The 15,930-nt window shown below is 67.1% G+C and carries 15 protein-coding genes; 11 read left to right on the forward strand and 4 right to left on the reverse strand.

What is annotated here, in order from left to right; genetic code table 11:
• Positions 1–43 precede the first annotated feature (43 nt).
• The 3 genes from cysN to E8F11_RS25500 all read right to left on the reverse strand — a co-directional run bounded on the left by cysN (position 44) and on the right by E8F11_RS25500 (position 3,386).
• Positions 44–1,921, reverse strand: a complete 1,878-nt coding sequence (gene cysN / locus E8F11_RS25490; protein ID WP_280291703.1) for a sulfate adenylyltransferase subunit CysN — start codon at positions 1,919–1,921, stop codon at positions 44–46.
• Positions 1,921–2,835, reverse strand: a complete 915-nt coding sequence (gene cysD / locus E8F11_RS25495; RefSeq protein ID WP_280291739.1) for a sulfate adenylyltransferase subunit CysD — start codon at positions 2,833–2,835, stop codon at positions 1,921–1,923. The genes cysN and cysD overlap by 1 nt, the downstream gene beginning before the upstream one ends.
• A gap of 80 nt (positions 2,836–2,915) precedes the next feature.
• Positions 2,916–3,386 carry an SRPBCC domain-containing protein gene (locus tag E8F11_RS25500; protein ID WP_280291704.1) on the reverse strand — a complete coding sequence of 157 codons (471 nt, stop codon included), beginning with the start codon at positions 3,384–3,386 and terminating at the stop codon, positions 2,916–2,918.
• 315 nt (positions 3,387–3,701) lie between these two features.
• Between E8F11_RS25500 and E8F11_RS25505 the strand changes: the two genes are divergently transcribed.
• The 11 genes from E8F11_RS25505 (at position 3,702) to E8F11_RS25555 (ending at position 15,047) form a co-directional block, all read left to right on the forward strand.
• Entirely contained in the window at positions 3,702–4,814 is a 1,113-nt protein-coding gene (locus E8F11_RS25505) for a DUF1214 domain-containing protein (protein WP_280291705.1), read from the forward strand.
• Positions 4,811–5,992, forward strand: a complete 1,182-nt coding sequence (locus tag E8F11_RS25510; RefSeq protein WP_280291706.1) for a sulfotransferase — start codon at positions 4,811–4,813, stop codon at positions 5,990–5,992. Before E8F11_RS25505 ends, E8F11_RS25510 begins: the two co-directional genes overlap by 4 nt.
• 112 nt (positions 5,993–6,104) lie before the next feature.
• Positions 6,105–6,893 (forward strand): SDR family oxidoreductase, encoded by a 789-nt coding sequence (locus E8F11_RS25515; protein WP_280291707.1) that lies wholly within the window; start codon positions 6,105–6,107, stop codon positions 6,891–6,893.
• Positions 6,894–6,909: 16 nt separating this feature from the next.
• A complete protein-coding gene (locus E8F11_RS25520; RefSeq protein ID WP_280291708.1) occupies positions 6,910–7,884 on the forward strand; it encodes an acetyltransferase in 975 nt (324 codons plus the stop codon).
• Positions 7,885–8,159: 275 nt separating this feature from the next.
• Positions 8,160–9,242, forward strand: a complete 1,083-nt coding sequence (locus E8F11_RS25525; RefSeq protein ID WP_280291709.1) for a Rieske 2Fe-2S domain-containing protein — start codon at positions 8,160–8,162, stop codon at positions 9,240–9,242.
• A 53-nt stretch (positions 9,243–9,295) separates the two neighbouring features.
• Complete coding sequence (locus E8F11_RS25530; RefSeq protein ID WP_280291711.1) at positions 9,296–10,123, forward strand: SDR family oxidoreductase; 828 nt, start codon at positions 9,296–9,298, stop codon at positions 10,121–10,123.
• Positions 10,124–10,135: 12 nt separating this feature from the next.
• Entirely contained in the window at positions 10,136–10,957 is an 822-nt protein-coding gene (locus E8F11_RS25535) for an SDR family NAD(P)-dependent oxidoreductase (protein WP_280291712.1), read from the forward strand.
• Between the two features lie 4 nt (positions 10,958–10,961).
• Positions 10,962–11,726: an SDR family NAD(P)-dependent oxidoreductase gene (locus E8F11_RS25540; protein WP_280291713.1), complete on the forward strand. Its 765-nt coding sequence runs from the start codon at positions 10,962–10,964 to the stop codon at positions 11,724–11,726.
• Between the two features lie 14 nt (positions 11,727–11,740).
• Positions 11,741–12,367, forward strand: a complete 627-nt coding sequence (locus E8F11_RS25545) for a nuclear transport factor 2 family protein (RefSeq protein ID WP_280291714.1) — start codon at positions 11,741–11,743, stop codon at positions 12,365–12,367.
• On the forward strand, positions 12,367–13,485 hold the full coding sequence (locus E8F11_RS25550; RefSeq protein WP_280291715.1) for an alkene reductase: 1,119 nt from the start codon (positions 12,367–12,369) through the stop codon (positions 13,483–13,485). Before E8F11_RS25545 ends, E8F11_RS25550 begins: the two co-directional genes overlap by 1 nt.
• Positions 13,482–15,047 (forward strand): FadD3 family acyl-CoA ligase, encoded by a 1,566-nt coding sequence (locus E8F11_RS25555; protein ID WP_280291716.1) that lies wholly within the window; start codon positions 13,482–13,484, stop codon positions 15,045–15,047. The genes E8F11_RS25550 and E8F11_RS25555 overlap by 4 nt, the downstream gene beginning before the upstream one ends.
• On the opposite strand, the gene E8F11_RS25560 is transcribed toward E8F11_RS25555, so the two are convergent.
• Positions 15,048–15,776 (reverse strand): transglutaminase-like cysteine peptidase, encoded by a 729-nt coding sequence (locus E8F11_RS25560; protein ID WP_280291717.1) that lies wholly within the window; start codon positions 15,774–15,776, stop codon positions 15,048–15,050.
• Positions 15,777–15,930 lie beyond the last annotated feature (154 nt).

A 15,930-nucleotide genomic window follows, 5' to 3' on the forward strand; every position in this document is an offset into this window, starting at 1 on the left:
CTCCGCGCGGGATTCCCGGTGCGCGCGGCGCACCCTACAGGGGTCAGAGCGCCAGCAACCGCTCGACGATGCGCTCGGCGGCCTCCTCGGCTGATTCGCTACCGGTGTCGACATGGATATCCGGCGCTTGCGGCGGCTCGTAGGGCGAGTCGATGCCGGTGAAGTTCTTCAGCTCGCCGCGCCGCGCCTTCTGGTAGAGGCCTTTGGGGTCGCGCTGCTCGGCCAGGGCCAGGGGCGCGTCGACGTAGATCTCCAGGAAATTGCCGTCGCCGGCGAGGTTGCGGGCCATGTCGCGTTCGGCGCGGAACGGCGAGATGAACGAGACCAGGGTGATCAGCCCGGCGTCGAGCATCAGCCTGGCGACTTCCGCCACCCGGCGGATGTTTTCCACCCGGTCGGCCTCGGTGAAACCCAGGTCGCGGTTCAGGCCATGGCGCACATTGTCGCCATCGAGCAGGTAGGTGTGCCGGCCGAGGGCGTGCAGCTTGCGCTCGACCAGGTTGGCGATGGTCGACTTGCCGGCACCGGAGAGCCCGGTGAACCAGAGGATGCGGGGTGTCTGCCCCTTGAGCGCGGCGTGGGCCTCGCGGTTGACGTCGATTGCCTGCCAGTGCACGTTCTGCGCGCGGCGCAGGGCGAAGTGCAGCATGCCGGCGCCGACCGTGCGGTTGCTCAACCGGTCGATGACGATGAAGCCGCCGGTGTCGCGGTTGTCGGCGTAGGCATCGAAGGCGATCTGCCGGTCCAGGTGCAGGTTGCAGACGCCGATGCCGTTCAGTTCCAGGGTCTTGCCCGCCAGGTGTTCCAGGCTGTTCACATCGACCCGGTGCTTGAGGTTGGCGCAGCTCATGCCGACGGTGCGGCAGCCGATCTTCATCAGGTACGGACGGCCCGGCAGCATCGGCTCCTCGTCCATCCACACCAGGGTCGCTTCGAACTGGTCGGCCACCGCCGGCGGCGCGTCGGCGAGGGCGAGCATGTCACCGCGGCTGATATCGATCTCGTCGGCCAGGGTCAGGGTCACTGCCTGGCCGCAGTGGGCTTCCTGCAGCTCGCCGGCGGTGCCGAAGATGCCGCTGACCACGCTCTGCTGGCCGGAGGGCAGGGCACGTACGCGCTCACCGACGCGAATGCTGCCGGCCGCGATATTGCCGCAGTAGCCACGGAAGTCCAGGTTCGGCCGGTTCACCCACTGCACCGGCAGGCGGAATGCCGCGTTGCTTTGCTGGGCTTCTTCCAGCGGCACTTCTTCCAGGTGCTGGAGCAGGCTCGGGCCCTTGTACCAGGGAGTGTTGGCGCTGGGTTCGAGCATGTTGTCGCCACGCAGCGCGGAGAGCGGAATGCACTGGATGTCGTGCAGGCCGATCTGCGCGGCGAAGGCGCGGTATTCGGCCTCGATGCGCTGGAAAACTTCCTGCGAGTAGTCCATCAGGTCGAGCTTGTTCACCGCCAGCACTACCTTGCGGATGCCCAGCAGCGACACCAGGTAGCTGTGCCGGCGGGTCTGCACCAGCATGCCCTGGCGCGCGTCGATGAGGATCACCGCGAGGTCGGCGGTCGAGGCGCCGGTGACCATGTTGCGGGTGTACTGCTCGTGGCCGGGGGTGTCGGCGACGATGAACTTGCGCTTGTCGGTGGCGAAGAAGCGGTAGGCGACATCGATGGTGATGCCCTGTTCGCGCTCGGCGGCCAGGCCATCCACCAGCAGGGCGAAGTCGAGTTCCTCGCCCTGGGTGCCGAGTTTCTTCGAGTCGGCCTCGAGCTGGCCGAGTTGGTCCTCGAAGAGGACTTTCGATTCATAGAGCAGGCGCCCGATCAGGGTGCTCTTGCCGTCGTCGACGCTGCCGCAGGTGATGAAGCGCAGCAAGTCCTTGCGCTGTTGCTGCTGCAGGTAGTGATCCAGGTCGGTCATGGCGTTCATCAGAAATAGCCCTCTTGTTTTTTCTTCTCCATGGAACCGGCCGAATCGCTGTCGATCAGCCGCCCCTGGCGTTCGGAGGTGCGGCTCACCAGCATCTCCTGGATGATCGCCGGCAGGCTGTCGGCCTCGCTGTCGATGGCGCCGGTCAGCGGGTAGCAGCCGAGGGTGCGGAAGCGCACCTTGCGCAGCTCGGGCGTCTCGCCGGGCAGCAATGGCAGGCGTTCGTCATCGACCATGATCAGCGTGCCGTCGCGGCGCACCACGGGGCGTTCCTTGGCGAAGTAGAGCGGCACGATGGGGATCTGCTCGAGGTAGATGTATTGCCAGATATCCAGCTCGGTCCAGTTCGACAGCGGGAACACCCGCAGGCTTTCGCCCTTGCGCTTGCGCGTGTTGTACAGGCGCCAGAGTTCCGGGCGTTGCTGCTTGGGGTCCCAGCGGTGCTGCTCGGAACGGATCGAGAACACCCGTTCCTTGGCACGGGACTTTTCCTCGTCGCGGCGCGCGCCGCCGAAGGCCGCGTCGAAGCCGTAATGATCCAGGGCCTGCTTCAGACCCTGGGTTTTCCACAGGTCGGTGTGCAGCGCCGAACCGTGGGTGAAGGGGTTGATGCCGCGCTCCAGGCCTTCCGGGTTGACGTGCACCAGCAGCTCCAGGCCGAGGCGCTCGGCGGTCTGGTCGCGGAAGGCGATCATCTCGCGGAACTTCCAGGTGGTGTCCACGTGCAGCAGGGGGAAGGGCGGCTTGCCCGGGGCGAAGGCCTTCATCGCCAGGTGCAGCATGACCGCACTGTCCTTGCCGATGGAGTAGAGCATCACCGGGTTTTCACACTCGGCGACCACTTCGCGGATGATCTGGACGCTCTCCGCTTCCAGCCGTTGCAGGTGTGTCAGCATCGCTTGTCTCCTTGGGATTGGCCGGGCCTGATCGGCCCGGCTTTTTTCCACGGTAGGGAAAGCGCTGCTTCGGGTTCTTCGTCCGAGCAGACGAAGTTTCAGCGACTCGCGGCGAAGAGCGCTTCGGCGCGAGTCTTGACGGCCAGGGCCACTGCGTCGAAGCCCTGTTTGACCCAGGGGCCGTGCACTTCCATCACCTGGTTGGCAGTCGGGCCGAGGAACAGGTCGGTGGTGTAGTAGCGGCAGCTCTCGGGGCCGGTGGCCTCAATGACCTGGTCGCGGCGCGCAGCATCGGGGTTGCTGGCGCTGGCGAACATTTCCCAGGAGAGCAGTCGTGGAGGGTCGAAGGCGACCAGTTCTTCGATCACATGCACCAGCTCGCCGGGGCGGGCAGGGTCGGGCAGAAAGAGATTCACCGGCTCGCCCAGGCGCAGGCCGGATTCCACTTTGACGGTGAAGGGGTTCCACTGTGGATAACTTTGCAGGTCGATGAGCACCGACCAGACCAGCTCGGCGGGGGCGGCGATGTCCACGGTCAGCGAGCGGACCAGGTTCTTTTCGTCAGGCATCGGGGGTTCCTTGGCGGAGTGCGCGGCGCTGCACCGTGCGGCGCCGTTCGCGCTCGATCCTCCCAGCGCGCCGCGCCCGGCTCCTCGTCCGGGTGGACTAGAAATCCTCAGCGTTGCTTACCCGTAGGATGGGTGGAGCGGAGCGATACCCATCACCGACTGCTGATGGGTATCGCAAGCTCCACCCATCCTACGACGTGCTCGTTGCGAAGTTGGCTGTCTGCTGTTTAGTCCGCTCAGACGAAGAATCCACACCATCGGCCTCCCTAAGGTGCCTGCAGCGGCGGGGCGTCCGCCGGGCCAGAGGAGACCGAGATGGCGACAGATGGAATCGAACAGCAAGTGCGCAGCGGGCAGGTGTGGAGCGAGTTCTGCGACCAGCTCAAACGCAGTGGCGAGCAGATACTGCGGGCCGAAGCGCCCAGCGATGGGCAGACCCGTGCCGAAGGCTTCCGCTACCTGACGCGGCTGCTGCGCATTGCCCTGGAGATGCACCTGGAGTTCGCCGACCCGGACTTCCCCGGCTTCTTCTCGCCGTCCCATGAGACAGCCAAGATCGGTGCGGACAACCCGGACAACCTCTACCAGTACGCGCGCCTCAACGGCGAGCGCCAGTACCGCGTCAGCGGCCGTCGCGGCAGCGTGTCCTACCTCAGTTTCGGCACCCAGAAGGGCGGCTACGAAACCGACGGCAAGATGATCCAGACCGGCTTCATCGACGCCAGCCAGCTGCAGCTGGCGGCCGATGGCAGCTTCGAACTCATCCTCAGCCAGGAGCCACCGGCGCAGGGCAACTGGCTGCGCCTGGAGCCGGCGAGCAATGCACTGATCGTCCGCCAGACCTTCCTCGACCGCTCCAGCGAGCAGCCCGCGCAGCTGCGCATCGAGCGCCTCGACGCCGAGGACGCCCCCGTGCCGCTGGACGCGCCGCGGTTGCATGAAAGCCTGCAGCGGGTTGGCAGCTTCGTCGAGAACACGGCGCGCCTGTTCGCCGACTGGGCCCAGGGCTACCAGGCCCACACCAACCAGCTGCCGCCGGCGGACCAGGCCCTGTGCCAGGCGGTGGGTGGCGACCCGAACATCTACTACTACCACTCCTACTGGGCGCTGGCTGACGACGAGGCGCTGCTGATCGAGGTCGACCAGGTGCCCGCCTGCGACTTCTGGAACCTGCAGATCAACAACTACTGGATGGAGTCCCTCGACTACCGCCATCACCGCATCTGCCTGAACAAGCATTCGGCACAGACCGATGCGCGCGGCGGCGTGCGCATGGTGCTGAGCCACCGCGACCCCGGCCTGCCGAACTGGCTGGAAACCGCCGGCCATGCCGACGGCACCCTCTGCCTGCGCTGGGTCGGCGCCGAGCATCCAGTCCATCCCACCACCCGCGTGGTCAAGCTCGACCACCTCAAGGAGCTGCTATGAGCCACACCATGACTCCGGATGACGCCTTCGCCCCCGGCAGCCTGCTGGCCGAGGCCAGCGCCCGCGCCGGCGGCCTCGACGACTTCGGCCCCGGCGATTTCCGCGAAGCCCTGCAGGTGCTGGAGCGTTCCCTGCGCGCAGAAGCGTGCCTGTCTGCCCAGGGCGCGGCCCTGCTGCGCGAGAAGCTGGTGGCGCAACTGGTCAACCGCCTCGTCATCGAGGACCACTGCAAGCGCCACCCGGAAATTCTCCAGCAGCCCGTCGATGATCCACTGGTGATCGTCGGCCTGCCGCGCACCGGCACCACGCTGCTGCAGCGCGTGCTCGCGGTGGACCCGCAATTCAGCAAGGCGCAGTGGTGGGAAACCCGCTACCCGGCGCCGCTGCCCGGGGAAGCCCTGGAACAGCCTACGGAGCGCATCGGACGGGCGCGCGCCGAGGTCGCCGCAATGGTCGAGTTCGTGCCGCAGATCCTTGCCATCCACCCGCTGGATGCCGAGCAGCCGGACGAAGAGTTCATGCTCATGGAGCACAGCTTCCTCTGCGCCATGGACTCCTACGTCAATGTACCGGCCTACACCGCCTGGCTCGATCGCCAGGACCAGGCCCAGGTCTATGCCTACCTGAAGAAGATGCTGCAGTTCCTGCAATGGCAGCAGGCCCGCCGCGGCATCGCGCCGGGGCGCCGCTGGCTGCTGAAGAGCCCGCAGCACCTGCACACCCTGGAGCTGCTGTTCAAGGTCTTCCCACGCGCCCAGGTGATCCTCACTCACCGCGATCCGGGCAAGACCATCCCGTCGCTGGCCAGCTTCATCCACACCCTCTGGCAGATCTACAGCGACCAGGCCGACCCAGCCCAGGTCGGCGAGCAATGGAACACGCGCATGGCCCGCGCCCTGCGCCATACGATGAAGGTGCGCGACGGCATGTCGGCAGGCGCCTTCCTCGATGTGCGCTTCGAAGATACCGTCAGCGACCCGCTCGGCGTGGTGGAGCGCATCTACCGCTTCGCCGGCCTGGAGCTGAGCCCCGGCGTGCGTGAGTCGATGAACGACTGGCTGGCGCGCAATGGCCGCGACAAGCGCGCGGCGCATCACTACGACCCGATCTCCTTCGGCCTCGACGAGGCGCGCCTGCAACGCGACTACGGTGAATACCGCGCTCGCCATCTGGCCTGAGCAGGGTCGGGGTTATCTGTAGGAGCCAGCTTGCTGGCGAAGGGAAGTCCGAATTCGCCAGCAAGCTGGCTCCTACGAAAAAGCAGATCGATAACAACAAGAGGAACTGAACATGCTGCTGAAAGACAAGGTTGTGATGATTTCCGGTATCGGCCCCGGCATGGGCATCAAGCTCGCCCTCGAGGCGGCCCGCGAAGGCGCCCGCGCCGTGGCGATCTGCGCCCGCAACGAAGCGCGCCTGCGCGAGGCGGAAGAACGCATCCGCGCCGTCGATGCCGACTGCCAGGTGCTCTGGATGCCCACCGACGTCAGCGATGCCAAGGCCTGCCAGGCTTTTGCCAAGGCCACCGTGGAGCGCTTCGGGCGCATCGATGCGCTGATCAACAGTGCCTACGTCCATGGCGGCTTCGACTCGCTGGAAAGTTGCCCCGACCATCTGCTGCAGGAGGCCCTGGACGTCAATCTGTTCGGCTCATTGCACCTGACTCGCGCCGTGCTGCCGCAGATGAAGGCCCAGCGTGCTGGCGCCATCGTGATGATCAATACCCTGGGCGTGCACCAGCCATACGCGGGTGGCGGCGGCTATGCAATCTCCAAGGGCACCCTGGCTGTGGCGGTGCGTTATCTCGCTCAAGAACTGGCCGGGCATGGCCTGCGGGTCAACGGCCTGGCCTGTGGCTGGATGTGGGGCGAGCCGGTGCAGGCGAATGTGCGCGAAGCCGCTGCCGCGCGGGGTGTCAGTGAGGAGCAGGTGCGTGCCGAATTCAGCTCGGGGATTCCCGGCGGGCGTATGCCGGGCGACGAGGAGTGCGCCCGTGCGGCGTTGTTCCTGGCCTCCGACTACGCCAGCGCCATCAACGGCGCCCAACTGGACGCCAACGGCGGCGAACTGATGCGCTGAACGCGAGGAGATGAAGATGCTTGATCACTGCGCCTTCAATGGCGACGCGGACGGACTTTGCGCCCTGCAGCAATTGCGCCTAGCGGGGGAGCTGGACGCGGCGGTGCGCCTGGTCAGCGGGGTGAAGCGTGACATCGGCCTGCTGCAGCGCGTGCAGGCCGGCCCCGGCGAGCGGGTCACCGTGCTGGACATCGCCCATGAGCAGAACCGCGCGGATGTCGCGCGGCTGCTCGGCGCGGGTGCCCGCGTCCGCTACTTCGACCACCACTTCGCCGGTGAACTGCCGGAGCACCCGGGCTTCGAGTCGTTCATCGATACCGCTGCCGACGTCTGCACCAGCCTGCTGGTGGATCGCTTCCTGACGGGGCGATTCCACCGCTGGGCGGTGGCGGCAGCCTTTGGCGATGGCATGTCGGGTCCGGCCCGCGCGCTGGCCGCGCGTCATGGGCTTGCGGCGGAAGAAATCCGAGAGCTGGAAGAGCTGGGCCTGCTGCTGAACTACAACGCCTACGGCGACAGCCTGGCCGACCTGCACTTCGACCCGGTGGCGCTGGCGACGGAACTGCTGCCGTACCACGACCCGCTCGACTTCGTCCGCCTCAGCCCGAGTTTCGCTCGACTGCGGGAAGGCTACGCCGCCGATATGGCGGTCGCGGCCGCGCTGGAGCCCTGGCGTGCGGGCGAAGGTGCGTCGCTCTACAAGTTGCCGGAAGCGACCTGGGCGCGGCGGGTCAGCGGCGTACTGGCCAACCAGCTGGCCGCACGCGATCCGCAGCGCGCGCTCGGCCTGCTCAGTGCCAGGGCCGATGGCGACTGGACTTTCAGCCTGCGCGTGCCGGCCAATGCCAGCCTGGAGGCGGATGCGTTCTGTCGCGGCTTCGCGACGGGGGGAGGGCGCAAGCGCGCCGCTGGTATCAATCGGTTGCCGGCGCAGGAGCTGGAAAGCTTTGCCAGGCGACTCCTCGACAGTTATCCACACGCCGCCCCGTAGGTCGGGCTTCGCTGTGCTCCGCCCTACGATGTGGGACCGCGAGCGGGAGGGTCAGGTCTTTCGTAGGGTGGACCACGCCTCACCGGTCCACCAGCGGAGCAAGGCCTGACCACGGAAGGTGGATACAAAAGCGCTATCCACCCTACGGTCCGGGTCTTGACGCGTGCCTCTCGTGAGAGACCTCACCCCTGTGGGCTAGTCCCTGGCAGGGATGTGCCGGATGTGGCGTTGGCCAATAGTGCGAGTCGACATCCATCACCTTTCAGGAGAGCAGCATGGAACGGTCGACTCCCGATCATGGCCTGGCATCGGCAAGGCGCTTTGCTCGCGGCTGGCATTGCCTCGGCCTGGTAGCCGATTACGCCGACGGCAAACCCCATCCGCTGAACATCTTCGGCACCCGGCTCGTCGCCTTCCGCGGCGAGGACGGTGCGATGCACATCCTCGATGGCTACTGCCCGCACATGGGCGCGGACCTCACCAAAGGGCACGTGGAAGGCGATACCGTGGTCTGCCCCTTCCACCACTGGAAGTGGGGCAGCGATGGCAAGTGCGTGTCGATTCCCTACTGCAAGCGCGTGCCCGCGCGGGCACGGGTCAAGGCCTGGCCGGTCCTGGAGAGGAACCAGCTGCTGTATGTCTGGCACGACGTCGAAGGCAGCGCGCCGGATGCGGCGGTCGATATCCCGCGCATCGAGGCCTGTTATTCGGCGGAGTGGACCGAGTGGAAGATGCGCAAGATGGTGATCCAGACCAACTGCCGCGAGCTGGTGGACAACCTCGCTGATGCCGCGCACTTCGGGCCGGTGCACGGCTCGCCGGCCAGCTACTTCTGCAACACCTTCGACGGGCACCTGGGCTACCAGATGTTCCAGGGCGAGGCCAGCGAATTGCTCGGCAACGGTTTGCGCGCCGACAGCGCCTATTTCGGGCCGGCCTATCACATCACCCGGATGACCGCCGAGACCGGTGGGCAGACGGTCGACACCCTGCTGCTCAACTGCCACGTGCCCATCGACCACAACAGCTTCGAGCTGCGCTACGCCATCAAGGTCAGGAAGCAGCCCGGGCTCTCCGAGGCGGAGAACCAGGCCATTGCCGAGGCCTATGCCGAGCAGGCGCACAAGTCCTTCTTCCAGGACGTGGAGATCTGGCACAGCAAGACCCGCATCGACAGGCCGATTCTCTGCGACGGCGATGGTCCGGTGTATCAGCTGCGCGAGTGGTACGAGCAGTTCTACACCGATGTCGCTGACCTGCCCGCGCCGAGCAGGAAGGTCTTCGAGAGCAAGGGCGGCGTCTGGCGACAGCTCGACGAGGTGCCCGAACAGGCCCGCAGCGAGCTGCACCTGATCTGAGCCCGGCTTCAGCCGCACGGCATTTCAGAACAAGAACCGAAAAGGGGAACGACATGAAGCTCAAAGGCAAGGTCGCGCTGGTTACCGGCGCGGGATCGGGAATGGGGCGCGCCACGGCTGCGCTGTTCGCCGCCGAAGGGGCGAGCGTGGTGGTGGTGGATATCGACGAGGCGGCGGCGCAACGCACCGTGGCCGAGCTCGCAACGCACGGGACGTGCCTGGCCAGCGCTTGCGACATCGCCGACGGCGAGTCGGTGGCGCGGCTGTTCGCCGAGGTGGAGCGGCGGTATGGCCGCCTCGACGTGCTGGTCAACAACGCCGGAGCCGGCCAGGTGCCGGGGGATGGCTTCGACCAGTACCAGCAGCGCCTGGCCAAGCGCAACGAGCAACTGGCGGCGGGCGCGGAGCCCGACGTGTTCACCGACATGATCGTCGACCTGACCGATGCCGGCTGGCAGCGGATCGTCGATATCAACCTGGGCGGCACCTTCTACTGCAGCCGCGCGGCGGTGCGCTTGATGATCGCCAGCGGCAGCCGCGGCTCGATCATCAATATCGCCAGCCTGTCCGCGCTCAGCGGCGAAGGGCCGCTCGCCTACTGCGCCTCAAAGGCTGCCGTGATCGGCCTGGGCAAGTGCCTGGCGCGTGACCTCGGCCCGCGCGGCATCCGCGTCAACACCATCTGCCCGGGGCCGACCCGCACGCCGATGATGCAGTCGATCTCCAGGGAGTGGCAGCAGGCCCTGGAGCGCGCCATCCCCCTGGGGCGGCTGCTGGAGCCGGAAGAGATCGCCAGCACCTGCCTGTTCCTGGCCAGTGACGATGCCAGTGCCTTTACCGGACAAACCCTTGCTGCCGCCGGCGGCATGATGATGCTTTGAGAGGATTTTCAAATGAGTGGACGACTGCAAGGCAAGGTGGCGCTGATCAGTGGCGCCGGTACGGGTATCGGCGCCGCGGCGGCAAGGCTGTTCGCCGCCCAGGGCGCCCGGGTGATGGTCTGCGGCCGCCGCCAGGCGCCGTTGGAGGCGGTGGTGGCGGAGATTCGCGCACAGGGCGGGGAAGCCGACTGGGTGCAGACCGACGTCACCGATGAGCAAGCGGTGGACCGCGCGGTCAGTGCGACCCTGGAGCGCTTCGGGCGCTTCGACATCATGGTCAACAACGCGGTTAACTACACCTGGGGCCCATTGGCGGGGCTCTCCACCGAGGAGTGGCACAAGAGCCTGCGCGGCAGCCTCGACGTGGCCTTCTTCGGCACCCGTGCAGCCATGCGGGTGATGCAGGGCAAGGGCGGCTCGATCGTCAACATGGGTTCGGTGGCGGGACTGCTCGGCAGCCCCGGCCTCAGCGCCTACGGTGCGGCCAAGGCGGGGGTGGTCAACTTCAGCCGCGCGGCGGCCCTGGAGGGCGCGCCGGAGAATATCCGGGTCAACGTGGTGATTCCCGGCATCGTTTGGAGCGAAGGCACCCGTGAAGCGATGCGCAGCGAACAGATGATCGCGGGGACGGCGCGGGCCGTGCCGCTGCGGCGCATCGGCGAGCCGGAGGAAGTCGCCAACGCCATCCTCTTCCTGGCCTCGGACGAGTCCTCCTACATCACTGGCCAGAGCCTGGTGGTCGACGGCGGCAAGACCTGCGAACTCAACGTCGGCGCCAGCGACTACACCTCGGCGACCTCCACCGAAATCCGTTCGACCCCAAGCGAGGCGTGAACCAATGAATATCAAGCTGAATGCTCCCACCAGCCCGGTGCTGGTGACCGGTGGCGCCTCCGGAATTGGTGAGGCCACCGCCGAGGCGCTGGCGGCGGTGAAGCGCCCCGTCGCCCTCTGGGACCTGCAGGCCGACAAGGCACAAGCCGTGGCCGCGCGACTTGCCGAGCAGCATGGCGTGCTGTGCCTCGGGCTGGGCATCGACCTGCGCGATCCGGCCGCCATTGCTCCGGCCCTGGCCCGGACCCGCGCCGAGCTCGGCGCTCCGGGCGCCCTGGTGCATGCCGCCGGCGTCGTCGACCAGAGCGGCCTGGAAAGTCTCTCGGCAGACAGCTGGGACCTGGTGCTGAACGTCAACCTGCGCGCCATGGCGCTGCTGGTGCAGGCGATGCTGCCGGACCTGCGCGCCAACCCTGGGTCGGCCGTTGTCGGCATCGCCTCGATCAACGCCACCCTGGGCAATGGGCTGATTCCAGCCTACAGCGCCTCCAAGGGCGGGATGCTGTCGATGGTGCGCTCGCTGGCTGATGCCCTGGGCGCCGACGGCATCCGCGTCAACTCGGTTTCGCCGGGGCAGATCCTCACGCCGATGCTGGAGCCGATCGTGGCCGCGCGACCAGGGCATTTCGAGCGTCGCATCCTGCTGGAGCGTCTCGGCCGTCCCGAGGAGATCGGCCGCGTGGTGCGCTTCCTGCTGTCCGACGAGGCCAGCTACATCAACGCCGCGGAAATCGTCGTCGACGGCGGCAACATTTCCTCGCAGCGCTGAGAGGGGCTATCACCATGAACGAACAGACATTGCAGGCCCGGATGGACCGCCTGGAGTCGCTGGAAGAGATCCGCATGCTGCCGGCCAAGTATGCGCTGGCCCTGGACATGCGCGACCTGGACGCCTGGGTCGGGCTGTTCCCGGAAGACATCAAGGTGGGCCAGGACAAGGTCGGCCGTGCCCATCTGAAGGCCTGGATCGACGACACCCTGCGCCTGCAGTTCAGCACCACCTCGCACCATATCGGCGGCCATATCATCGAGTTCAAGGACCCGGACAACGCCTGCGGCGTGGTCTATTCGAAGAACGAGCACGAGGCCGGGCCCGAGTGGGTGATCATGCAGATGCTCTACTGGGACGACTATCAGCGCATCGACGGCCGCTGGTACTTCCGTCGGCGCCTGCCGTGCTACCTCTATGCCAGCGACCTGAACCGCCCGCCGATCGGCGAGAAGAAGATGCGCTGGCCGGGCCGCGAACCCTACGACGGTTCCTGGCATGAACTCTGGCCGAGCTGGAAAACCTTCTGGAGCGACAAACCGGGCGATGCGCTGCCGGAAGTCGCCGAACCGGCTCCGCTGGGTGCCTTCCTCGAACGCATGCGGCGCGGTTCATCCGCACCGCGGGTGAGGGTCCGCTGATGTCGAGCCTCGCCCCAGCCAGCCTCGACAGGCTGTTCGAACCGGTGCAACTGGGTGAATTGCGCCTGGCCAACCGTATCGTCATGGCGCCGATGACCCGCAGTCGTGCCGATGCCTTCGATGCGCCGAGCGATCTGCACGCGGCCTACTACGGCCAGCGTGCGGATGCCGGCCTGATCGTCGCCGAAGGCACCTATCCGAGCCCGGATGGCAAGGGTTATTGCCGCACCCCGGGCATCGTCACGCCACAGCAGGTCGATGCCTGGCACCGGGTGACCGCGCAGGTGCGCCAGCAGGGCAAAGCCAGCACCGTCCTGCAATTGATGCACGTGGGACGCGTCGCCAGCCGCCACAACCAGGCCGCCGACGCCGAAACCGTCGCGCCTTCGGCCATCGCCGCGCGGGGCAGCCTGTTCAGCGACAGCCACGGCATGGTGCCGATGGAGGAGCCGCGCGCCCTGGAAACCGCGGAAATCGCCGGGGTCATCGAGGGCTATCGGCAGGCGGCGCTGAATGCCCGCGCGGCGGGCTTCGACGGCGTGGAGTTGCACTGCAGCAGCGGCTACCTGCCCATGCAGTTCCTCCTGGCCTGCAGCAACCAGCGCCAGGACGGCTACGGCGGCTCGCTGGCCAAACGCATCCGTTTCGTGGTGGAAACCCTCGAGGCATTGAGCGAGGCAATCGGTGCCGGCCGGGTGGGCCTGCGGCTCATCCCCGGCAACCCCTACAACGACATGCAGGACGACGACCCCGCCGCCACCTACGGCGCCCTGCTGGATGCCGTGGACCCGCTCGGCCTGGCCTATGTCCAGGTCAGCCGCTCGCCGCAACCGGAGCTCGATGCCTTCGCCCTGGTGCGCCGTCACTTCAGTGGGCCGCTGATCCTCAACGACGGCTTCGATGGCCAGGGTGCCGCCCAGGCCATCGCTGCCGGCCTGGGCGAGGCGGTGTCCTTCGCCCGTCATTTCATCGCCAACCCGGACCTGGTGGGGCGCCTGCGCGAGCAGCGCGCGCTCGCCGGGTTCGACCGTTCCACGCTCTACACCCCAGGTGCTCGCGGTTACACCGACTATCCGGCCCTGGGTGACACTGCCCGCACGCAGGAACGCCGTCCATGAGTCTGCCCCTTGCCAACCCGCAAACCATTCCAGCCGCCCTGGCGCGTTCTGTCCGACGTCATGCACAGCAGATCGCCATCGATGATGGCGAGCTCAAGCTCAGCTACGCGGAACTGGAGCGCCTCAGCCGCAATGCAGGGCGGGCGTTGCTGGCCCTTGGTCTCGAGCCGGGCGAGCGCGTCGCCATCTGGGCGCCGAACGGCCATCACTGGTTGGTGGCCGCTCTGGGCAGCCTGATGGCCGGGGCGGTGCTGGTGCCGCTGAGCACACGCCTGAAGGGCGGCGAGGCCGCGGATATCCTCAGGCGCAGCGGTGCGCGCGTGCTGTTCAGCGTTGGCGAGTTCCTCGGCAGTTACTACCCGGACCTGCTGGCGGGACAACCGCTCGATGACCTCGAGCAGGCCATCGTCCTCGAGTCGGCCCGCGATGGCGATTGCACCTGGCAGGGCTTCCTCGACCTGGCCGAGCAAGTGCCCGACGAGATGCTGGAGCAGCGGATGGCCAGTCTCGACGGCGACAGCCTCTCGGACCTGATGTTCACCTCCGGCACCACCGGCTACCCCAAGGGCGTGCTCTGTGCCCACGGCCAGAACCTGCGCCTGTTCGACAACTGGGGTGAAATCGTCGGCCTGCAGCCAGGTGACCGCTACCTGATCGTCAACCCGTTCTTCCACAGCTTCGGCTTCAAGGCGGGTTGGCTCGCCGCGCTGATCCGCGGCGCGACCATCCTGCCGCAGCGGACCTTCGACGCCGAAGCCGTGCTGCGCCGGGTCGAGCAGGATCGCGTCAGTTTCCTGCCGGGGCCGCCAGCGCTCTATTCCGCGATGCTCGACCACCCGCGCCGGGCTGATTTCGACCTGTCCTCGCTGCGCGTGGCGGTCACCGGAGCGGCCTCGGTGCCGCCGGTCCTGGTCCAGCGCATGAGCGAGGAGCTGGGTTTTTCCAGCGTGGTGACGGCTTACGGCCTGACCGAGAGCTGTGGCCTGGCGACCGTCTGCCGACCCGGCGACGATGCTCTGACCGTTGCCAGTACCTGTGGCCGGCCTCTCGATGGTATCGAGGTGCGCTGCGTGGATGCCGAGGGCAACCCGGTGCCGACCGGCGAGCCGGGGGAAGTGCTGATCCGCGGTTACAACCTGATGAAGGGCTACTTCAATGACCTCCAGGCCAGCCAGGAGGCGGTGGATGCGCAGGGCTGGCTGCATACCGGGGATGTCGGCGTGCTCGATGAGCGTGGTTACCTGCGCATCACCGACCGGCTCAAGGACATGTTCATCGTCGGTGGTTTCAACTGCTACCCGGCGGAGGTCGAGCGCCTGCTCATGGAGCATCCCGCGGTGGCCCAGGCGGCCGTGGTGGGGATTGCCGATGAGCGCCAGGGCGAAGTCGGCAAGGCCTACGTGATACTGCGTCCGGGCGCCAGCCTGGCAGCCGATGAGTTGATCGGCTGGAGCCGCACGCGGATGGCCAACTACAAGGTGCCGCGCAGCGTGCAGTTGGTCGAGGTGCTGCCCCTCAATGCCGCGGGCAAGGTGCTCAAGGGCGAGCTGCGCTCGCGGTGATCAGGCGCTGCCCGGTGCAGCTTGCAGTTGCGCCAGGCTGAAGCCCTCGCGGCGCATGCGTTCCAGCAGCCCCTGCCAGGAGGGCAGCTCGCCGGCCTCGCCGACACGCTTGAGAGCGCCGCCCTTCATCGTATAGAGCGCGCGGGCATCGAAGGCATAGCGCAGGGCCAGGTCCTTGCGCCGGGAGGCGGGGAGGATGGCGTCCACCAGGTTGTCCAGCACCAGGGGCTCGGCGTCCGGAGTTTCGTAATAGGTCACCACCATGTGCGCCTGGTTCAGCTCCAGGGCCTTGGCGTAGGTGATGCGCAGCTTCTCCTGGGGGATGCCGAGCTGCAGCAGGGTGAAGTACTTGGCCAGGGCGAAGTCCTCGCAGTCCCCGGCGCCCTTGGCCAGGGTCTCCACGGGCGTGGCCCAGTAGTCGCGACGCTTCCACAGCGCGCTGTCGTCGCTGAAGCGCACCTGGCGGTTGATCTCGCGGTTGACCGCCTGCAGCTGTTCCTGCTCGGGCCGCTGAAGGCTGTCTTGCAGGAGGTCCTGCCAGACCTGGAGGCGTTCACGGGCCGGGCTGCTGCGGCCGTAGCGCTTTTCCGCCTTGCGCAGCACAGGGTCGAGGCTCCAGGCGGCCTTGGCGACGCCGGGGCCGAGCAGCAGGCTGCCGCCGATGGCCGAGATGGCCAGCAATTGCCAGAACAGGGACGAGACGAAGCGGCGGGAGGCAGGCTTCTGCAACGGTTTGACTCTCCAGGAAAGCGGCCGGGGCCGGGTTCGAGCGGTGGATCAATCCGTTGAGCGAATGACCGGCATAGAGGTAACCCTCCGCCAGATCGGGGATGTGAGCACACTAGGGGCAGTGCCCGTAGCCCCGCAAGCGGCAGGAGACGCA

The sequence above is a fragment of the Pseudomonas sp. BN417 genome, assembly GCF_029871205.1.
GTDB lineage: Bacteria > Pseudomonadota > Gammaproteobacteria > Pseudomonadales > Pseudomonadaceae > Metapseudomonas.